The 17776-nt window shown below is 73.9% G+C and carries 16 protein-coding genes; 7 read left to right on the forward strand and 9 right to left on the reverse strand.

The annotated features are described in order from the left end of the window. Positions 1–25: 25 nt before the first annotated feature. Positions 26–2923: an aminomethyl-transferring glycine dehydrogenase gene (gene gcvP / locus ABT014_RS29820; protein WP_350642336.1), complete on the forward strand. Its 2898-nt coding sequence runs from the start codon at positions 26–28 to the stop codon at positions 2921–2923. Positions 2924–3001: 78 nt separating this feature from the next. Here gcvP and ABT014_RS29825 read toward each other — a convergent pair whose 3' ends face one another. Together ABT014_RS29825 and ABT014_RS29830 are read right to left on the reverse strand one after the other, a co-directional pair. Further along, positions 3002–3196, reverse strand: coding sequence for a DUF5999 family protein (locus tag ABT014_RS29825; protein ID WP_350642337.1), 195 nt, complete (start codon positions 3194–3196; stop codon positions 3002–3004). A 332-nt stretch (positions 3197–3528) separates the two neighbouring features. Then, positions 3529–4104: a hypothetical protein gene (locus ABT014_RS29830; RefSeq protein WP_350642338.1), complete on the reverse strand. Its 576-nt coding sequence runs from the start codon at positions 4102–4104 to the stop codon at positions 3529–3531. A 366-nt stretch (positions 4105–4470) separates the two neighbouring features. Here ABT014_RS29830 and ABT014_RS29835 point away from each other — a divergent pair, with 366 nt between their 5' ends. Together ABT014_RS29835 and ABT014_RS29840 are read left to right on the forward strand one after the other, a co-directional pair. Beyond that, entirely contained in the window at positions 4471–5970 is a 1500-nt protein-coding gene (locus tag ABT014_RS29835) for a glutamate-cysteine ligase family protein (protein WP_350642339.1), read from the forward strand. A 183-nt stretch (positions 5971–6153) separates the two neighbouring features. Then, positions 6154–6954 (forward strand): CPBP family intramembrane glutamic endopeptidase, encoded by an 801-nt coding sequence (locus ABT014_RS29840; protein WP_350642340.1) that lies wholly within the window; start codon positions 6154–6156, stop codon positions 6952–6954. Between the two features lie 34 nt (positions 6955–6988). Here the strand turns inward: ABT014_RS29840 and ABT014_RS29845 are convergent, their stop codons facing one another. The 6 genes from ABT014_RS29845 to ABT014_RS29870 all read right to left on the reverse strand — a co-directional run bounded on the left by ABT014_RS29845 (position 6989) and on the right by ABT014_RS29870 (position 12223). Next, on the reverse strand, positions 6989–7813 hold the full coding sequence (locus tag ABT014_RS29845; RefSeq protein WP_350642341.1) for a PhzF family phenazine biosynthesis protein: 825 nt from the start codon (positions 7811–7813) through the stop codon (positions 6989–6991). Between the two features lie 66 nt (positions 7814–7879). Then, positions 7880–8434 carry an HAD domain-containing protein gene (locus ABT014_RS29850; RefSeq protein WP_350642342.1) on the reverse strand — a complete coding sequence of 185 codons (555 nt, stop codon included), beginning with the start codon at positions 8432–8434 and terminating at the stop codon, positions 7880–7882. Between the two features lie 83 nt (positions 8435–8517). Then, on the reverse strand, positions 8518–9210 hold the full coding sequence (locus tag ABT014_RS29855) for a dienelactone hydrolase family protein (protein WP_350642343.1): 693 nt from the start codon (positions 9208–9210) through the stop codon (positions 8518–8520). 124 nt (positions 9211–9334) lie between these two features. Further along, the gene (locus ABT014_RS29860; RefSeq protein ID WP_350642386.1) at positions 9335–10747 is read right to left on the reverse strand and encodes a sugar porter family MFS transporter; all 1413 of its coding nucleotides are present in this window, start codon (positions 10745–10747) and stop codon (positions 9335–9337) included. Between the two features lie 166 nt (positions 10748–10913). Then, positions 10914–11552 carry an FMN-binding negative transcriptional regulator gene (locus tag ABT014_RS29865; protein WP_350642344.1) on the reverse strand — a complete coding sequence of 213 codons (639 nt, stop codon included), beginning with the start codon at positions 11550–11552 and terminating at the stop codon, positions 10914–10916. Beyond that, positions 11546–12223 carry a pyridoxamine 5'-phosphate oxidase family protein gene (locus tag ABT014_RS29870; protein ID WP_350642345.1) on the reverse strand — a complete coding sequence of 226 codons (678 nt, stop codon included), beginning with the start codon at positions 12221–12223 and terminating at the stop codon, positions 11546–11548. The genes ABT014_RS29865 and ABT014_RS29870 overlap by 7 nt, the downstream gene beginning before the upstream one ends. 34 nt (positions 12224–12257) lie before the next feature. Here ABT014_RS29870 and ABT014_RS29875 point away from each other — a divergent pair, with 34 nt between their 5' ends. Further along, a complete protein-coding gene (locus tag ABT014_RS29875; protein WP_350642346.1) occupies positions 12258–13610 on the forward strand; it encodes an aminotransferase class I/II-fold pyridoxal phosphate-dependent enzyme in 1353 nt (450 codons plus the stop codon). A 150-nt stretch (positions 13611–13760) separates the two neighbouring features. After that, complete coding sequence (locus ABT014_RS29880; RefSeq protein WP_350642347.1) at positions 13761–14945, forward strand: GDSL-type esterase/lipase family protein; 1185 nt, start codon at positions 13761–13763, stop codon at positions 14943–14945. Positions 14946–15042: 97 nt separating this feature from the next. Here ABT014_RS29880 and ABT014_RS29885 read toward each other — a convergent pair whose 3' ends face one another. Then, the gene (locus tag ABT014_RS29885) at positions 15043–16401 is read right to left on the reverse strand and encodes an NAD(P)/FAD-dependent oxidoreductase (protein ID WP_350642348.1); all 1359 of its coding nucleotides are present in this window, start codon (positions 16399–16401) and stop codon (positions 15043–15045) included. A 125-nt stretch (positions 16402–16526) separates the two neighbouring features. Here ABT014_RS29885 and ABT014_RS29890 point away from each other — a divergent pair, with 125 nt between their 5' ends. Together ABT014_RS29890 and ABT014_RS29895 are read left to right on the forward strand one after the other, a co-directional pair. Then, the gene (locus ABT014_RS29890; protein WP_350642349.1) at positions 16527–17282 is read left to right on the forward strand and encodes a HipA family kinase; all 756 of its coding nucleotides are present in this window, start codon (positions 16527–16529) and stop codon (positions 17280–17282) included. Then, positions 17282–17728 (forward strand): DUF3037 domain-containing protein, encoded by a 447-nt coding sequence (locus ABT014_RS29895; protein ID WP_350642350.1) that lies wholly within the window; start codon positions 17282–17284, stop codon positions 17726–17728. Before ABT014_RS29890 ends, ABT014_RS29895 begins: the two co-directional genes overlap by 1 nt. Positions 17729–17776: the final 48 nt, after the last annotated feature.

Here is a 17776-nt window from a genome sequence, read left to right on the forward strand (position 1 = left end):
CATCGACCAGGAGGCTTCGACCCCCATGAACGCCCAGCCGACCAACGGTCGCCGCAGCGACGCCACCCTCACCGAGCTCGAGCAGGCAAGCCCCTTCGAGAACCGCCACATCGGGCCCGACGACGCCGCCCGGGCGAAGATGCTGGCCCACGTGGGCTACGGCTCGCTGGACGAGCTGTCCGACGCCGCCGTCCCGGACGCCATCAAGAGCCTGACCGCGCTCGGCCTGCCGGCCGGCCGCAGCGAGGCCGAGGTGCTCGCCGAGCTGCGCGCCCTGGCCGCCCGCAACCAGGTGTTCACCTCGATGATCGGCCTGGGCTACTACGGCACCTTCACCCCGCCGGTGATCCTGCGCAACGTGCTGGAGAACCCGGCCTGGTACACCGCCTACACGCCGTACCAGCCGGAGATCTCGCAGGGCCGGCTGGAGGCGCTGCTCAACTTCCAGACCCTGGTCTCCGACCTGACCGGCCTGGACACCTCCGGCTCCTCGCTGCTCGACGAGGGCACCGCCGCCGCCGAGGCGATGGCGCTGGCCCGCCGGGTCACCAAGGTCAAGGGCGGGGTCTTCCTGATCGACGCCGACACCCTGCCGCAGACCACCGCGGTGATCGAGACCCGCGCCGTGCCGACCGGTGTCGAGGTGGTCGTCGCCGATCTGTCCGAGGGCATCCCGGCCGAGATCGCCGAGCGCGGCGTCTTCGGCGTGCTGCTCCAGTACCCGGGCGCCTCCGGCGCGGTCCGCGACCTGGCCCCGCTGATCGAGCAGGCGCACGGCCTCGGGGCGGTCGTCGCGGTCGCCGCCGACCTGCTGGCGCTGACCCTGCTGAAGTCGCCGGGCGAGCTCGGCGCCGACATCGCCTGCGGCACCTCGCAGCGGTTCGGCGTGCCGATGGGCTTCGGCGGCCCGCACGCCGGCTACCTGGCCGTGCGCGCCCAGTACGCCCGGAACCTGCCCGGCCGCCTGGTCGGCGTCTCGGTCGACGTGGACGGCAACCGGGCCTACCGCCTGGCGCTGCAGACCCGCGAGCAGCACATCCGCCGCGAGAAGGCCACCAGCAACATCTGCACCGCCCAGGTGCTGCTCGCCGTGATGGCCTCGATGTACGCGGTCTACCACGGCCCCGACGGCCTGGCCGACATCGCCCGCCGCACCCACCGCTACGCGGCCGCGCTCGCCGACGGCCTGCGGGCCGGCGGCGTCGAGCTCGCCCACGGCGCGTTCTTCGACACCGTGACCGCCCGCGTCCCCGGGCGCGCCGACGAGGTGGTGGCCGCCGCGGCCGAGGCCGGGATCAACCTGTTCCGGGTCGACGCCGACACCCTCTCGATCTCCTGCGACGAGACCACCACCCGCGAGCACCTGGCGGGCGTCTGGGCCGCCTTCGGCCTGAAGGACGTCCAGGTGGCCGAGGCCGCCGACACGCTGCCCGCCGGCCTGCTGCGCGAGGACGAGTACCTGACCCACCCGGTCTTCCACAGCCACCGCTCGGAGACCGCCATGCTGCGCTACCTGCGCCGCCTGTCGGACCGGGACTACGCGCTGGACCGCGGCATGATCCCGCTCGGCTCCTGCACCATGAAGCTCAACGCCACCACCGAGATGGAGCCGGTGACCTGGCCCGAGTTCGGCCAGCTGCACCCGTTCGCCCCGGTCGAGCAGGTCGGCGGCTTCCTTGCCCTGATCCGCGAGCTGGAGCAGCAGCTGGTCGAGGTGACCGGCTACGACGCCGTCTCGATCCAGCCGAACGCCGGCTCCCAGGGCGAGCTGGCCGGCCTGCTCGCCGTCCGCGCGTACCACCTGGCCAACGGCGACGCCCAGCGCGACGTCTGCCTGATCCCCTCCTCCGCGCACGGCACCAACGCCGCCTCGGCCGTGATGGCCGGCATGCGGGTGGTCGTGGTCAAGACCCTGGTCGACGGCGACGTGGACGTCGAGGACCTCAAGGCCAAGATCGAGCAGCACCGCGACCAGCTCTCGGTGCTGATGGTCACCTACCCGTCCACCCACGGCGTGTACGAGACCGAGATCACCCAGATCTGCGCCCTGGTGCACGAGGCCGGCGGCCAGGTGTACGTCGACGGCGCCAACCTCAACGCGCTGGTCGGCCTCGCCAAGCCGGGCAAGTTCGGCGCGGACGTCTCGCACCTGAACCTGCACAAGACCTTCTGCATCCCGCACGGCGGCGGCGGCCCCGGCGTCGGCCCGGTCGCGGTGCGCGCGCACCTCGCGCCGTACCTGCCCAACCACCCGTTGCAGAGCGAGGCCGGCCCGGCCACCGGTGTCGGCCCGATCTCGGCCGCCCCGTGGGGCTCGGCCGCGATCCTGCCGATCTCCTGGGCGTACGTCCGGCTGATGGGCGGCGAGGGCCTCAAGCGCGCCACCCAGGTCGCGGTGCTGAACGCCAACTACATCGCCAAGCGGCTGGCCCCGCACTTCCCGGTGCTCTACACCGGCCCCGGCGGCCTGGTCGCGCACGAGTGCATCATCGACCTGCGTCCGCTCACCAAGGAGACGGGGGTGAGCGTGGACGACATCGCCAAGCGTCTGATCGACTACGGCTTCCACGCCCCGACCATGTCCTTCCCGGTGGCCGGCACGCTGATGATCGAGCCCACCGAGTCCGAGGACCTGCACGAGATCGACCGGTTCTGCGCCGCGATGATCGAGATCCGGGCGGAGATCGAGAAGGTCGGCTCCGGCGTCTGGCCGGCCGAGGACAACCCGCTGCGCAACGCCCCGCACACCGCCGCCACCATGGCGGGCGAGTGGGAGCACGCCTACAGCCGTCAGGAGGCCGTCTTCCCGGCCGGCGTCAACCCGGCCGACAAGTACTGGCCGCCGGTGAGCCGGATCGACGGGGCCTACGGCGACCGCAACCTGGTCTGCTCCTGCCCGCCGCTGGACGACTACGGCGTCTGAGCCCGGTGAACCGAGGGCCCCGGAGGAGCGATCCTCCGGGGCCCTCGGCGTGGTCGGTCCGGTCGGGACCGGGCGGGGTCAGCGCGCGGCGAGCGCCAGCGGGCGGTGCGGCGCGATCACCCGGCCGTCCGGCAGCAGCTCGCCGGTGTCCTCGAACTGCAGGACGCCGTTGCACAGCAGGCTCCACCCCTGGTCCGGGTGGAGCGCCACGGGGACGGCCGCCTCGCGGTCGGGGGAGTCGGCGGTAGGACACTCAGGTCGGTGCTGGCACATCGTTGTACCCTCGCTTCGCTCGCGATCCACACCCGCCGCACGGCCACCCCCCTGGGCGCCGCCCTGCCGGCGGATCCTGCCGGCCGGCTCAGGTGTGAACCGGCTCCGCACCGGGTAGGACAGCTGGTCCTCCGTGCTGGTTCCCAGTGTCGGCATCCGACCGCCCTCGCGCAGCCTTTTCGTGACTCACGCCACACGTCGGGGCCGGAGACCACCCTACCGGCCCTCCCGCGACGTCCTGGAACGCCGGACGGGCCATCCGTGACTGACTCGAATCGGTCAGCCGGCGATGGCCCGTCCGGGTGGTGCCGGGTCGCTGCCCGGCGAAGCGGTCAGGAACCGCCCAGCAGCGCGGGCGCGGGCGCGGCGACGGGGGAGTGGTCGAGGGCCGCCAGCAGCTCGGCCGCCGGGTAGACCCGGTGCGCGGTGACGCCGACCGGGGCCGGGGCGAGCGGGATGATCAGATCCTCGGAGGCGGTCGGGCCGTGCAGCCACAGCGCGGTCGCGTAGTGCCCCGGCATCGAGAGCAGCCTCGGCTGCTGCCGGGAGTGCGCCGCCTGGGCCAGCTGCCAGGCCTGTCGCAGGGCCCGCAGCGTGGAGTCCAGGTACGGCCCCGCGGTGAAGTGCGAGAAGGCGTGCCCGGCAGGGGTTTCGACCACCTCGGCCGAGGCCGCGAACTCGCCGGCCCCGTTCTTGATCAGGAACCGCCACCCGGTGCGCCTGGCCTCGGTGGGACTGGCGCCGGGGCGCTCCAGCACGTACACCGCGAGGGGGTGCGCGGGCTGCAGCGGGCCGGGGCCGTGCCGCAGGACGGAGGCCGCCGGTTGGCGGAGTCCGGCCTCCGAGTCGAGCGCGGCCAGCACCGCGCGCAGTGCGCCGGGCGGGGGCTGAGGGGTCTGCATGGTCATGGTGAGTCGCCTCTCCGTGCGAGATCGGCGTGCGAGTGCGGCATACCGGCATGGCGTCGATGTGGCGGGGCCTGGCCATGTCCGGTTGGGCATGATCGCGGTGCGTGCGCGGGCCCGCCGTCGACCAGCCGGTGTCGGCTGAGGGGTCGAGTGGCGGGCGACCGGGCCGGGGCGCAGTGCGAATTCTACTCGAACAGGTGCGCAGGGTGACCTTCTTATCACGTTCGGTGGTGCCGTGCAAGTCGAGGTGTCTCTGAAAGAGGGTCAGAAATCTTGTCCCGGTGAGGTGTTCGAATCGACGGGCTATCGATCTTCCGGATGGGCATATTGCTTGCACCGTCGACCGAGGGGTAGGGGAGAGCACCCATGGGCGAGAAGGTCGTGGCGACCCGCGCGGAGCTGTCCGACCGGCAGCTCTACCGCCGGAAGCTGCAGTCCTGTCTGGACGTGCTGGAACGGATGCTGCGGGAGCAGCGGTTCGACCGCCCCAGGGCGATGATGGGCCTGGAGATCGAGCTCAACCTGGTGGACGAGCAGGGCCTGCCGGTGCTCGGGAACACCCGGGTGCTGCAGTCGATCGCCTCCGCCGACTTCCAGACCGAGCTCGGCCAGTTCAACGTCGAGGTGAACATCGCGCCCCGGCGGCTGGGCGGCCACGTGCTGGAGGACCTGCGCGAGGAGGTCGACACCGGCCTGCGCTACGCCGACCGCAAGGCGGCCGAGGTCGGTGCCCGGATCGCCATGGTGGGCATCCTGCCGACCCTCGACCTGGACCACACCGGGCTGGAGGCGATGTCGCACAACGACCGGTACACCCTGCTCAGCGACCAGATCCTGGCCGCCCGCGGGGAGGACATCGCGCTGGACATCGAGGGCGTCGAGCACCTGGCCGTGGAGTCGGTCTCGATGGTGGCCGAGGCCGCCGCCACCTCGCTCCAGCTGCACCTCCAGGTCACCCCGGAGCGGTTCGCCTCGGTCTGGAACGCGGCGCAGGCGATCTCCTCGGTGCAGCTGGCGCTGGGCGCCAACTCGCCGTTCCTGTTCGGGCGGGAGCTCTGGCGCGAAACGCGCCCCGTGCTGTTCCAGCAGGCCTGTGACACCCGTTCGGCCGAGCTCAAGGCGCAGGGCGTGCGCCCCATAACCTGGTTCGGCGAGCGCTGGGTGTCCTCGGTGCTCGACCTGTTCGCCGAGAACCTGCGCTACTTCCCGGCCCTGCTGCCGATCTGCGACGACGAGGACCCGGTCAAGGTGCTCGCCTCCGGCGGCGTGCCCAAGCTGGCCGAGATGCGGCTGCACAACGGCACCATCTACCGCTGGAACCGGCCGGTGTACGACATCGCGGACGGGGTGGCGCACCTGCGGGTGGAGAACCGCTGCCTGCCCGCCGGGCCGACGGTCGCCGACACCCTGGCCAACGCCGCGTTCTACTACGGGCTGGTCCGGGTGCTGGCCGAGCAGCCCCGGCCGGTCTGGACCAGGCTGCCGTTCGCCCAGGCCGACGAGAACTTCCACACCGCCGCCCGGTACGGCATCGACGCCGTGCTGCACTGGCCGGGCCGGGGCCGCTCCGGCCGGGGCCCGGCCCCGGTGGCCGCCACCGACCTGGTGCTCAACGAGCTGCTCCCGCTGGCGTACCAGGGGCTCGACGAGTGGGGCATCGAGCCGGCCGACCGGGACCGTTACCTCGGCATCATCGAGCAGCGCTGCCTGCGCCGCACCAACGGAGCGGCCTGGCAGGCCGCCACCGTGCACCGGCTGCGCGAGCAGTTCGGGATGGACCCGCAGGCGGCGATCGCCACCATGACCCGGCGCTACCTGGAACACATGCGGGCCGGGGAGCCGGTGCACACCTGGCCGGTGGGGTGAGCGGGTGCACCTGGCCGGTGGGGTGAGCCGGGCGGTCTCCGCGCCACCGGCGCCACCCCCACCGGCGCCACCCGCACCGGCTTCTCATCCGGCTGTGGAAGGATGACCGGCCCGGAGGCCGCCACGGCCGCCGGGCCCCCGGAGCAACGGCCGCGGGGCAGGGCACCGCGCGCTGGAGACCAGGTGACGTCCGCTTCGACCGAGTCCGACCCGGCGGGAGCGCCGGCGATCGGCTCCCGCCGCCTGCTGGCCGTGGAACTGCTGATCGTCCTCGGCCTCTCGCTCGGCGCGAGCGGCCTGTCGGCCGCGATCAGCTTCGTCGGCTCGCTCACCGAGGCGGGGGCGCTCGGCCAGCAGGTCGCGGTGCTGAACGGGTCGCGGGCCCCCGGCCGGCCCTGGCTCGACCTGGCCTGGCAGCTCTACTACATCGCCCGCGGTTTGATGCCGGTGGTGCTGGTCGGCTACCTGCTGGTCCGCGAGGGCACCTCGCTGCGGGTGCTCGGCTTCGACCTCACCCGCAAACTCTCCGACCTGCGCCGCGGCGCGGCGGTGGCGGCCGTGATCGGCGGCACCGGCCTGGCCCTGTACCTGGCGGCGCAGGCGGCGGACGTCAACCTCACGGTGGCGCCCTCCGGCCTGCCGGACGTCTGGTGGCGGATCCCGGTGCTGGTCGCCTCCGCCTGGCAGAACGCGATCCTGGAGGAGGTGGTCGTCCTCGGCTACCTGCTGCGCCGCCTGCGACAGCTCGGCTGGGGCTGGCCCGCGGCGGTGCTCGCCAGCTCGCTTCTGCGCGGCTCGTACCACCTCTACCAGGGGATCGGCGGGCTGGTCGGCAACATGGTGATGGGCGCGGTGTTCTGCCTGCTGTACCGCCGTTGGGGCCGGGTGATGCCGTTCGTGGTGGCGCACGCGCTGATCGACACGGTCGCCTTCGTGGGCTACGCCCTGCTGGCCGGGCACGTCGGCTGGCTGCCCACCGGCTGAGCCGGCCGGGCACGGCCGGGCCGGGCCGCCCGGCTCAGCCGGCGGGCAGCGCCCGCAGCGTGCCGTCCAGCACGGTGACGGCGCGCCCGGCCAGCAGCACCCGGTCGCCGGTCACCTCGCAGCGGACCAGACCGCCGCGCGGCGAGGCCTGGTAGCCCGTCACCTTGGTGCGGCCGAGCCGCTGCGCCCAGTACGGCGCGAGCGCGGTGTGCGCGCTGCCGGTGACCGGGTCCTCGGCGATCCCGGCGGCCGGGGCGAAGTAGCGCGAGACGAAGTCGTAGCCCGCGGCCGGGTCGTCGGCCGGTGCGGTGACCAGGATGCCGCGGACCGGGAGCCGGGCCAGCGCGCCGAGGTCGGGGCAGAGCGCCCGGACGGCGTGCTCGCTGGGCAGCAGGAGCAGGCTGTCGCCCAGCGCGCCGGTGCCGTACGCGGCCAGCACCGGCCGGCCGAGCGCCTGCTCGACGCCGGGGGCCGGCTCCTGCGGCAGGTGCGGGTTGGCGGGGAAGTCCAGCGTGATGGTGCCGTCCGCCTCGCACAGCGCGCGCAGCAGCCCGCCCCGGGTGTCGAACCGGACCCAGCCCTCCCCGAGCAGGCCGTCGGCGTGCAGGGCGTGCACGGTCGCCAGGGTGCCGTGCCCGCACAGGTTGACCTCCTCGACGGGGGTGAACCAGCGCAGCGCCCAGTCGGCATCGCCGCCGGGCAGCGGCAGGGCGAAGGCGGTCTCCGAGAGGTTCATCTCGGCGGCGATCCGGCGCATCTGCTCGGCTCCGGGCCACTCGGGCCCGTCCAGCAGGCAGACCGCGGCGGGATTGCCGCTGTACGCGCGGTCGGTGAAGGCGTCGATGATCCGGATTCGCATGCGGTGAATCTATCCCCGATCGGGTGTTTCCCGACAATGCCAACCGGTGACCGGTGGCCTGGTCGCTCACCGGGCGGGCGGGAGCCCCCGGACCGGCGGGAGTCTCCGGGCGGGCGGGAGCCACCGCGCCGGGGGCCGGGTCAGCAGCCGGTCCACGTGCCGGCGTTGCAGCCCGTGCTCGGGATCGATCCGCAGCAGCAGCCGGTCGCGGCGCAGGACGGCGCGGCGCCGCAGGCTGCCGGGGATGATGTCGTCCAGCCAGGCGAACGGCCGGCCCTGGGCGTGGCGGACGATCGGGGCCCACTTGCGCCCGGAGAACAGGTCCAGCAACGGCACCTTGGGGTCGTCCGGCCGGGGCACGTACCCGGTCAGGCGGACCACCGGCAGCGGCGGCAGGCCGAGCAGCGGGGCGATCCGCGCGTTGGCCTCCTCCTCCCAGGTGGTGGCCCACACCAGGTCGTAGCGGACGGCCAGTTCGCGCAGCCAGTCGCCGTGCGCGGGGGCGAGCAGCACGGTGTAGCCGAGCAGTTCGTGGCTGTCGAAGCCGGCGTCGGGGTGCGGGCGCAGCGGGTTGAGCACGCCGTCGACGTCGAGGTACAGCAGCGGACGGGGCACGGGCATCCCCCAGGGAGCGGCGGGTGGTGGTTGCCCGCAGGGACGCCCCGGCCACCCCGGGCGGTTGCCCCCGGGGTGGCCGGGCGGCCTCAGCCCAGGTGGCCCCAGAGGAAGCTGAGGGTGCGCTGCCAGGCGATCCGGGCCTGCAGCGGGTCGTAGGCGCCGCCGGGGTTCTCGTCGTTCATGAAGGCGTGGCCCGCCGGGTAGAAGTGGATCTCCGGCCGCCGGTCGGTGGCCTCGCCGATCCGGATCGCGGCCTCGTCGACGGCGGCCGGCGGGTAGGACCGGTCCAGTTCGGCGTAGTGGCCGAGCACGTGCGCGGTGAGGCCGCGGTAGTCGAAGTCGGGGTCGTCGGGCAGCCCGTAGAAGGGCACCACGGCGGCCACCCGGTCGCCCTCCTGGGCGGCCAGCACCAGCGCCAGGCCGCCGCCGAAGCAGAAGCCGGCGACCCCGACCGCGTCGCCCACCACGCCGGGGTGACCGAGCAGCAGGTCGACGGCGCCGCGCAGGTCCTCGGCGGCCTGCGCGGCCGGGAGTTCGGCCCGCATCCGGGCCGCCTCCTCGCGGTCGTGCGCGACCTCGCCGCCGTACAGGTCGGGCGCCAGGGCGACGAAGCCTGCGGCGGCGAAGCGGTCCACCAGCTCGGCGATGTGGCTGGTCAGTCCCCACCACTCCTGGACCACCAGCACGCCGGGGCCGACCCCCTGGGGCGGGAGCGCCAGATACCCGTGCGCGGTGTGCCCGTTGCTGGGGAAGGTGACGTTCTGCCGGGAACTGCCCATGGCCTCTCCGTCGGGTGGGCCGCATGGCGCGGCGGACGGCGGGCTGCGGCTACCGCCCGCGGGGAGCATGCTACGTGCGGGGCGGCGCCGCTGTCCGGCGTCCGCGCGAGGAGGTGACCGGGCGTCAGCCCATCTCCTCCAGCGCCTTGCCCTTGGTCTCCTTGATGCAGAACACCACGAACGGGATGGACAGCAGTGCGAAGCAGGCGTAGATCACGTAGGTCGCCGACAGGTTCCAGTCGGCCAGGTCCGGGAAGCTGACGGTGATCGCCCAGTTGGCGATCCACTGCGCCGAGGCGGCCACCGAGAGGGCGAGCGCGCGGATCTTGTTGGGGAACATCTCGCCGAGCAGCACCCAGACCACCACGCCCCAGGAGAAGGCGAAGCAGAACACGAACACGTGCGCCGCCACCAGCGCCACCGTCGCGTAGGTGTCGTCCAGCGTGGCGGTGTCACCGGTGCCCACCCGGTAGGAGAAGGCCCACGCCGCGGTGCCGAGCGAGAGCGCCATGCCGATGGAGCCGGCCAGCGCCAGCGGCTTGCGGCCGATCCGGTCGACCAGGGTCATCGCGAGGACCGTGCCGACCACGTTGACGATCGAGGTGGAGAGGCTGATCAGCAGCGAGTTGCTCTCGTCGATGCCGACCGACTGCCACAGGAAGGACGAGTAGTAGAAGATCACGTTGATGCCGACGAACTGCTGGAACACCGAGGCGCCGATGCCGATCCAGACGATCGGCAGCAGCCCGAACTTCCCGCCCAGCAGGTCCTTCGGGCCCGGCTTGTGCTCGCTGCGCAGCACCGACTCGATCTCGGTCACCCGGGCGTCCAGGTCGACGTCCGGGCCCTCCACCTCGCGCAGCACCTCGCGGGCCTGCTGCTCGCGCCGGTTGGCGAGCAGGAAGCGCGGGGACTCGGGGATCGCCAGCGCCATCCCGCCGTACACCAGGGCCGGGATGGTCTCCACGCCGAGCATCCACTGCCAGGCCTGGATGCCGCCGAGGTGGTTGGTGGAGTCGCCGCCGGCCGCCTGGTTCAGGGCGTAGTTGGCGAGCTGCGAGACGGTGATGCCGAGCACGATCGCCATCTGCTGGAAGGAGGCCAGCCGGCCGCGGTAGGCGGTGGGGGAGACCTCGGCGATGTAGGTCGGCGCGATCACCGAGGCGATGCCGATCGCGATGCCGCCGACCACCCGCCAGACCGCCAGCACCTGGATGCTCGGCGGGAACATCGAGCCGACGCCGCTGATCGCGAACAGCACCGCGGCCAGCAGCATCGTCCGGACCCGGCCGAACTGGTCGGCGAGCCGGCCCGCCACCACCGCGCCGGCGGCCGAGCCGAGCAGCGCGATGGCGACCACGAAAGCGGTCTCGCCGTTGCCGACACCGAAGTGCTTCTGGATGCCGGTCACCGCGCCGTTGATCACGGCGCTGTCGTAGCCGAACAGGAAGCCGCCCATCGCGGCCGCCGCCGAGATGAAGACCACGTGCCCGAGGTGGGCCTGGCCGGCCTGCTGGGGAGGCGAAGAGGAGGACAGGGCGAGCTCCCGGGATCCGACGGCCCGTCTGCACGGCCGGGTGAACAGGAATCCAGCCCATTCCACCAGTCCGCCGCCGCTCGCGCGCGCCGAGCCGCTGACGGAGCGCCAGCGGACCTCCACTGTCACCCGGTCGGCGGCCAGAACCTCGCCCGCCGACCCGGTGTCAGCCGCCCGTACGGTCCTGCGTGCGCAGCGCGTTGCGGCGCAGCAGCTGCGCCCGGGCGCCGTGGTCCAGGCCCTGCCCGCGGTCGGCGAGCCGGTCGGCCAGCGCGGCCTGCTCGGCGGGCGGCCTCTTGTCGTCGTACTTGAACTTGGCCCGCACCTCGTCGATCGTCAGCCGCAGCCCGCGCAGGCCGGACAGCAGCGGGCCGAACGGCTGCTCGCCGGCCGCCACCCGGACCTGCGGGGTCTCGGGCTGGAAGTGCGCCAGCTGGCGGTTGAGGACGGCGGCCTTGGCCGCCGGGTCCTCGACGATCTCGGCGGTGCAGGAGAACTGGACCGAGGCGTAGTAACTGGTCGGCGTGCCGGGCTCGCCGCGCCAGTGGCCGGGCGCGAAGGCGTAGTCGTCGGTGACCGACAGGGTGACCCGCGGGTCGGCCCGCACCGCGGCGAGCAGCGGGTTGGGCGCGGCCAGGTGGAGCAGGATCTCCCGCTGCTCGGCGTCGAGCAGGAAGTGGGTGGGGACCAGCACCGGGCCGCGGCCGGCCGGCCCGTTGGCGGCCAGCAGGCCGAAGTCGCGGCCCGCGGCGAGCCAGGCGCGCCACTCGGCCTCGTCGCCGCGGTCCCAGGGGCGGATCAGCATGCGTCCGCGCTCCCGGCCGCGAAGGCGCGCAGGTGCGGGGGGAGCGGGACGGTGCTGGCCGGGTGCGGCTCCGGGGCGCCGTGCACGGTGCGTACGGGGATCACACCGGACCAGTACGGCAGGTCGGCGTCGGCCTCGTCGTCGTCGGCGCCGTCGGCCCGGGTCTTGGCCGAGACCTCGTCCAGGTCGAGCCGGACCACGGCGGTGGCGGCGAGCTCCTTGGCGTTGGCCGGGCGGACCTCGGCGGACCGGCCGGGCACCGCGTGGTCGACCAGCGCGTCCAGCGCGACGGCCAGCTCCTCGGGGTCGGTGACCTGGTACGCGGTGCCGTGCGCCACCACCGAACGGAAGTTGACGGAGTGGTTGAACGCGGACTTGGTGAGCACCAGGGCGTCCACCAGCGTCACGGTCAGGCAGACCGGCAGGCCCTGGTCGGCCCCGGCGGCGCGCAGCGGCCGGCTGCCGGTCGAGCCGTGCACGTAGAGGTGGTCGCCGACCCGGGCGTAGATGGTCGGCAGCACCACCGGACGGCCGTCGGGCGCGACGAAGCCGAGGTGGCAGACCCAGGCGCTGTCCAGCACCTGCTGGACGGCCTCCTTCTCCCAGGTGGCGCGGTCCTTGTAGCGGGTGGGGGTGGTGCGGGGCGTCCGGGCGTAGGCGGTGTCCGACATGACAACCTCTATGTACTAGTGCATACTTGTGTTTGTGCTAGGAGAGTATCGGATCAAGGGTAGGCGTGCCACCGAGATCGCCGCCGACGTCGAGCGGGCCGTGGGCGACGGGGCGCTGGCGCCCGGAGCGCCGCTGCCCGCGCTGCGGGACCTGGCGGGCGAGCTGGGGGTCAACCCCAACACCGTCGCCGCCGCCTACCGGCTGCTGCGCGACCGGGGGGTGATCGAGACCGCCGGACGCAAGGGCAGCCGGGTCCGGCCCCGGCCGGTGAGCGCTCCCCGCGACCAGGCGGGCATCCCCGTTCCGCCGGGCGCCCGCGACCTGTCCACCGGCAACCCCGATCCGGCCCTGCTGCCCGACCTCGGCCCGGCCCTGGCCGCCGCCGCGGCCGCCGCCGCCCGGCAGCCCGTGCTGTACGGGCATCCGATGGCCGACGCCGGACTGCTGGAGCTGGCCGGCGCCGCCTACCGGGCCGACGGGGCGCCCGAGGGCGCGCTCGCGGTCTGCTCCGGCTCGCTGGACGCGATCGGACGGGTGCTGGCCGCCCGGCTGCGCCCCGGCGACCTGGTCGCCGTCGAGGACCCGGGCTGGGGCAGCCTGCTCGACCTGCTGCCCGCGCTCGGCCTGCGCACGGCGCCGGTCGGCCTGGACGACGAGGGGCCGCTGCCCGGCCGGGTGGCCGAGGCGCTCGCGGCCGGCGCCCGCGCGCTGATCGTGACCAGCCGCGCGCAGAACCCGACCGGGGCCGCGGTCACCACCGAGCGCGCCGCCGCCCTGCGCGCCGTGCTGGCCGCCCACCCGGACGTGCTGCTGATCGAGGACGACCACGGCCACGGCATGGTCCACCAGCCCTACCGGTCGCTGGCCGCCGACCCGGGCGGCGCGCCGACGGTCGGCCACTGGGCGCTGGTCCGCTCCGCCGCCAAGGCGCTCTCGCCCGACCTGCGGGTGTCGGTGCTGATCGGGGACCGGGAGACGGTGGACCGGGTGCTCGGCCGCCAGCGGTTGGACACCGGCTGGGTCAGCCTGCTGCTCCAGCGCACCGTGGCCGAGCTGTGGCGGACCGGGGCCGCCCCGCCGGCCGAGGTCGCCGCGGCCTACCGGGCCCGGCGCGAGGGACTGCGCGGCGCGCTCGCCGAGCGCGGGATCGCGGCGTACGGGGAGAGCGGGCTGAACGTCTGGGTGCCGGTCGCGGACGAGGCCGCGGTGGCGGCGGCCCTGGTGCAGCGCGGCTGGGTGGCCTCGCCCGGGGCCCGGTACCGGCTGCAGTCCCCGCCCGGGATCCGGCTGACCGTCTCCACCCTCGCACCCGCCGAGGTCACCGCGCTGGCGGACGATCTCGCGGCAGTGCTGGGCGCCCGCGCCGGGGGTTCGCGACTCATCTGAACCGACCGGTGACTCAGCGAAATTCCCGTGTCGGATACCTAGCGGTAACAAGCGCGCTCATGTCACATTCATCGCGCCACCGGCCGGCGGCTCACCCTCACCCGTGCCTCGCCACCCCACCATCGCGAGGCCGTTCGCAGGAGTTTCGCCGTGCCCAAGAGCCGACGCACAACCCCCCGCACCCCGCGCATCCCGCGCACCCGAGCGCTGCTCGCCGCAGCGGCGCTCGTCCTGCCCGTGCTGACCGCCCTGGCCGCTCCGGCCGGAGCGGCCGACACGGCCGCCGTCGCCACCGCCAGCGTGTCGATGGGCGACAGCTACATCTCCGGCGAGGCCGGCCGCTGGCAGGGCAACAGCCTCACCACCAGTGGGAGCCGCAGCGGCACCGACCGCGCCTACACCGGCAGCGGCTACGACCCCGCCCGGGTCTACGGCAGCACCTACGCGAGCGGGTGCGACCGCTCCGACGTGGCCGAGATCCGCAGCGCCGGCACCATCAGCCAGAACCAGATCAACCTGGCCTGCTCCGGCGCCGTCAGCCAGAACGTCTTCCGGGCCGCCAACGGCGGCCAGGCCTACAAGGGGGAGGCCCCGCAGGCCGACCAACTGGCCGGGGTCGCCCGGCAGTACAACGTCAAGCTGATCACCCTGTCGATCGGCGGCAACGACCTCGGCTTCGCCGACGTGATCTCCAGCTGCGTGCAGGACTACCTGGTCTGGTACTCGTACTGCCACGACGACCAGCAGGACGCGGTCGACGGGAAGATGACGGCCGCGATGGCCGGGGTCGGCAAGTCGATCGACGAGATCCGGGCCGTGATGTCGGCCGCCGGCTACGCGGCCGTCAGCTACCGGATCGTGCTGCAGTCCTACCCGTCGCCGATCCCGCGCAGCGCCGAGATGCGCTACCCCGAGAGCGGGTGGACCCGCGCCAACACCGGCGGCTGCCCGTTCTGGAACCAGGACGCCGACTGGGCCCGGGACAGCCTGGTGCCGCAGATCTCCACCCGCCTGGCCGGGGTGGCCGCCGCCAAGGGCGTCCAGTTCCTCGACCTGCGCGACCTGCTGCAGGGCCGCGAGGTCTGCTCCAAGGCGACCAAGCTGGCCTCCTCCTCCAGCGCGCCCTCGGCGACCAGCAGCGAGTGGGCCCGCTGGCTGGACCTGGGCACCAGCACCCAGGGCACCGTGCAGGAGTCGTTCCACCCGAACTACTACGCCCAGCTCGCCCTCGGCCGCTGCCTGACGCTGCTGAACGCGCAGGCGTCCGGCAACTGGTCCTGCCGCAACACCGCGGGCAAGGACACCTCGGGCGTCTTCCTGGCGGCCCGCAGCTGACCCCCCGGGCCGGCGGTGCGTGAGCCGGCCCGGACGCGACGGTGCTGCCGCCCCCCGGTGGGGGACGGCAGCGCCGGTCGGGTCTCAGCCCTCGGGTTCAGCCCTTGGCCAGCAGCGCCTGGGCGTGCTCGCGCACCTGCTCCTTGGTCAGGTAGGCGTCGGTGTACTCGAAGTCGCGCAGCCGGGCGGGCTGGCGGGCCAGGAAGCCGGTGCGCACGAAGTCGTCGCCGGCGGTCGCGTTCAGCAGCCAGTTTGCGCCGACCCGGAACTTGGCGGCGTTGGTCCGCATCGCCATCAGGTGGTAGCCGCGGGCCACCAACTGGGCGGGCAGGCCGTGCAGTTCGATGCCGACGGGCTTGGAGACCGCATCCCTGCCGCCGAGGTCCACGACCAGGCCGAGGTCCTTGTGGTAGTACGGCTCCAGCGGCTGGTTGCGCAGCGCGGCCACCAGGTTGTCGGCGCAGGCCTTGCCCTGGCGCGCGCCGTGCTGGGCGGTGGGCGGGCAGACCGCGCCGTCGCCCTTGGCGAGGTCCGGGACGGCCGCCGCGTCGCCGAGCGCGAAGACGCCGTCGAACTGCGGCACCCGCATCTCGGCCGTGACCGCGATCCGCCCGCGCACGGTCTCCGCGTCCAGGGTGCCGATCAGCGGGCTGGCGGCGACGCCGGCGGTCCAGATCAGGGTCCGGCAGGGCAGCACCCGCCCGTCGGTGAACTTGACCGTCTCCGCGCCCACCTCGGCCACCGACACGCCCAGCGAGACCTCGATGCCGCGCTCGCGCAGGATCTGCAGCGCCGTGACGCCGAGCTTGTCGCCCAGTTCGGGCATCAGCTTCGGGGCGATGTCGATCAGGTGCCACTTGATCAGGCGCGGGTCCAGCCGGGGGTAGCGGCGGCTGGCCGCGGTGGTCAGGCGCTGGAGGCAGGCGGCGGTCTCGGTGCCCGCGTAGCCGCCGCCGACCACCACGAACTGCAGCCGGGACTCGCGCTCGCGCTCGTCGCGGCTGGCGGAGGCCAGGTCGAGCTGGGCGATCACGTGGTCGCGCACGTAGGTGGCCTCGGCCAGGGTCTTCATCCCGCGCGCGTAGTCCGGCAGGCCCGGGATGTCGAAGGTCCGGGTGACGCTGCCGGGGGCCAGCACCAGGTAGTCGTACTTCTCGGCGGTCACCTCGTCCGTGATCTTGCGGACCACGCAGACCTTGGACCGCGGGTCCACGCCGATCGCCCCGCCCGGGACGATGTGGGTGCGGTGCAGCGAGCGGCGCAGCGAGACCGCCACCGACTGCGGGGTCAGCACGCCGGCCGCGACGTGCGGCAGCAGGGGCAGGTAGAGCTGGTAGCTGAACGGCGCGACCAGCGAGATCTCGGCCTCGGTGGGCGCGAGCTTGCGTTCCAGGCGGCGTGCGCACTCCAGGCCGGCGAAGCCGCCGCCGACGATCAGGATCCGAGGTCGCTCCATCGTCCATCCCTTGTGTGCTGTTTTGTGCCGAACCAGGACAGTTGTCCGCCACCCTCGCACGGACCCACGGCCCTTGCCACCGCAGGCACGCGCGGAGGCCAGGTGACGATCGGTAGGCTGATCGGATGCTCCCCGAGGTGACGGCGGTCCGCTATGCGACGCCACTGCGTGAAGGCGGCTCGATGCCGGGCCTCGTCGAGGCCGACGACCGGCGGCTCTACGTCCTCAAGTGGGCCGGGGCGGCGCAGGGGCGCAAGGCGCTGGTGGCCGAGGTGCTGGCCGGGGAGCTGGGCCGCCGGCTCGGCCTGCCGGTGCCGGAACTGGTCCGGGTCGACCTCGACCCGGTGCTGGCCCGGAGCGAGCCCGAGCAGCAGATCCAGGAGCAGATCCGGGCCAGCGGCGGTCTCAACCTCGGGATGGCCTTCGTCAGCGGCGCGCTCAACTTCGACCCGCTGTGCTTCGAGGTCGACCCCGAACTCGCCGGACGGGTGCTCTGGTTCGACGCGCTGATCGGCAACGTCGACCGCTCCTGGCGCAACCCCAACCTGCTGGTGGCCGCCGGCGGCCTGCGGCTGATCGACCACGGGGCCAGCCTGATCTTCCACCACCACTGGGCGGGCGCCGGCGGCTGGATCCGCAAGCCGTACGACGCCTCCGACCACGCCCTGCTCGCCGCCCGGCCCGACCTGAAGGCGGCCGACGCGGACCTCGCGCCGCTGGCCGAGCAGGCGCTCGCCGAAGCGGTGGCGAGCATCCCGCAGGAGTGGCTGACCGACGAACCGGGCTTCGAGGACCCGCGGGCCGTGCGCGCCGCCTACCTCGCCCAGCTGACGGCCCGGCTGGCGGGCCCCCGCGACTGGCTGCCGGAGGTGGCGTACTGATGGAGGCGTTGACGGGGTCCGCCGCAGCCGAACCGACCGAGCAGGGGTCGACCGAGTCGGCTGAGCCCGTGCGGCACGACTACGAGTACGCGGTGCTGCGCGCCGTGCCCAGGATCGAGCGCGGCGAGTTCGTCAACGTCGGGGTGCTGCTGTACTGCCGGCGCACCGAGTTCCTGGGCGCCCGCACCCACCTCGACCAGGGCCGGCTGCTCGCCCTCGACCCGGTCGCCGACGTGGCCGGCGTACGGCGCGCGCTGCGCGGGGTGGAGGCGGTCAGCGCAGGCGGCGCGCAGGCGGGGCCGGCGGCCGGGGACAGTGCCGGGCGGCGGTTCCGCTGGCTGACGGCCCCGCGCAGCGCGCTGCTGCAGCCCGGGCCCGTGCACACCGGGCTGACCGCGGACCCCGAGGACGAGCTGCGCCACCTGTTCGACCTGCTGGTGCTCTGACCGGCCGCCGCGGTGCCCCGCCCCGGCGTTGTGACGCAGGCAATTGCC

The sequence above is a fragment of the Kitasatospora sp. NPDC094015 genome (assembly GCF_040304075.1).
Lineage (GTDB): Bacteria > Actinomycetota > Actinomycetes > Streptomycetales > Streptomycetaceae > Kitasatospora.

Coding starts and splice junctions, on each gene's coding strand:
- gcvP (WP_350642336.1), top strand. CDS start 26: ATGAACGCCCAGCCGACCAACGGTCGCCGCAGCGACGCCACCCTCACC.
- ABT014_RS29825 (WP_350642337.1), bottom strand. CDS start 3,196: ATGTGCCAGCACCGACCTGAGTGTCCTACCGCCGACTCCCCCGACCGC.
- ABT014_RS29830 (WP_350642338.1), bottom strand. CDS start 4,104: ATGACCATGCAGACCCCTCAGCCCCCGCCCGGCGCACTGCGCGCGGTG.
- ABT014_RS29835 (WP_350642339.1), top strand. CDS start 4,471: ATGGGCGAGAAGGTCGTGGCGACCCGCGCGGAGCTGTCCGACCGGCAG.
- ABT014_RS29845 (WP_350642341.1), bottom strand. CDS start 7,813: ATGCGAATCCGGATCATCGACGCCTTCACCGACCGCGCGTACAGCGGC.
- ABT014_RS29850 (WP_350642342.1), bottom strand. CDS start 8,434: ATGCCCGTGCCCCGTCCGCTGCTGTACCTCGACGTCGACGGCGTGCTC.
- ABT014_RS29855 (WP_350642343.1), bottom strand. CDS start 9,210: ATGGGCAGTTCCCGGCAGAACGTCACCTTCCCCAGCAACGGGCACACC.
- ABT014_RS29865 (WP_350642344.1), bottom strand. CDS start 11,552: ATGCTGATCCGCCCCTGGGACCGCGGCGACGAGGCCGAGTGGCGCGCC.
- ABT014_RS29870 (WP_350642345.1), bottom strand. CDS start 12,223: ATGTCGGACACCGCCTACGCCCGGACGCCCCGCACCACCCCCACCCGC.
- ABT014_RS29885 (WP_350642348.1), bottom strand. CDS start 16,401: ATGGAGCGACCTCGGATCCTGATCGTCGGCGGCGGCTTCGCCGGCCTG.
- ABT014_RS29890 (WP_350642349.1), top strand. CDS start 16,527: ATGCTCCCCGAGGTGACGGCGGTCCGCTATGCGACGCCACTGCGTGAA.
- ABT014_RS29895 (WP_350642350.1), top strand. CDS start 17,282: ATGGAGGCGTTGACGGGGTCCGCCGCAGCCGAACCGACCGAGCAGGGG.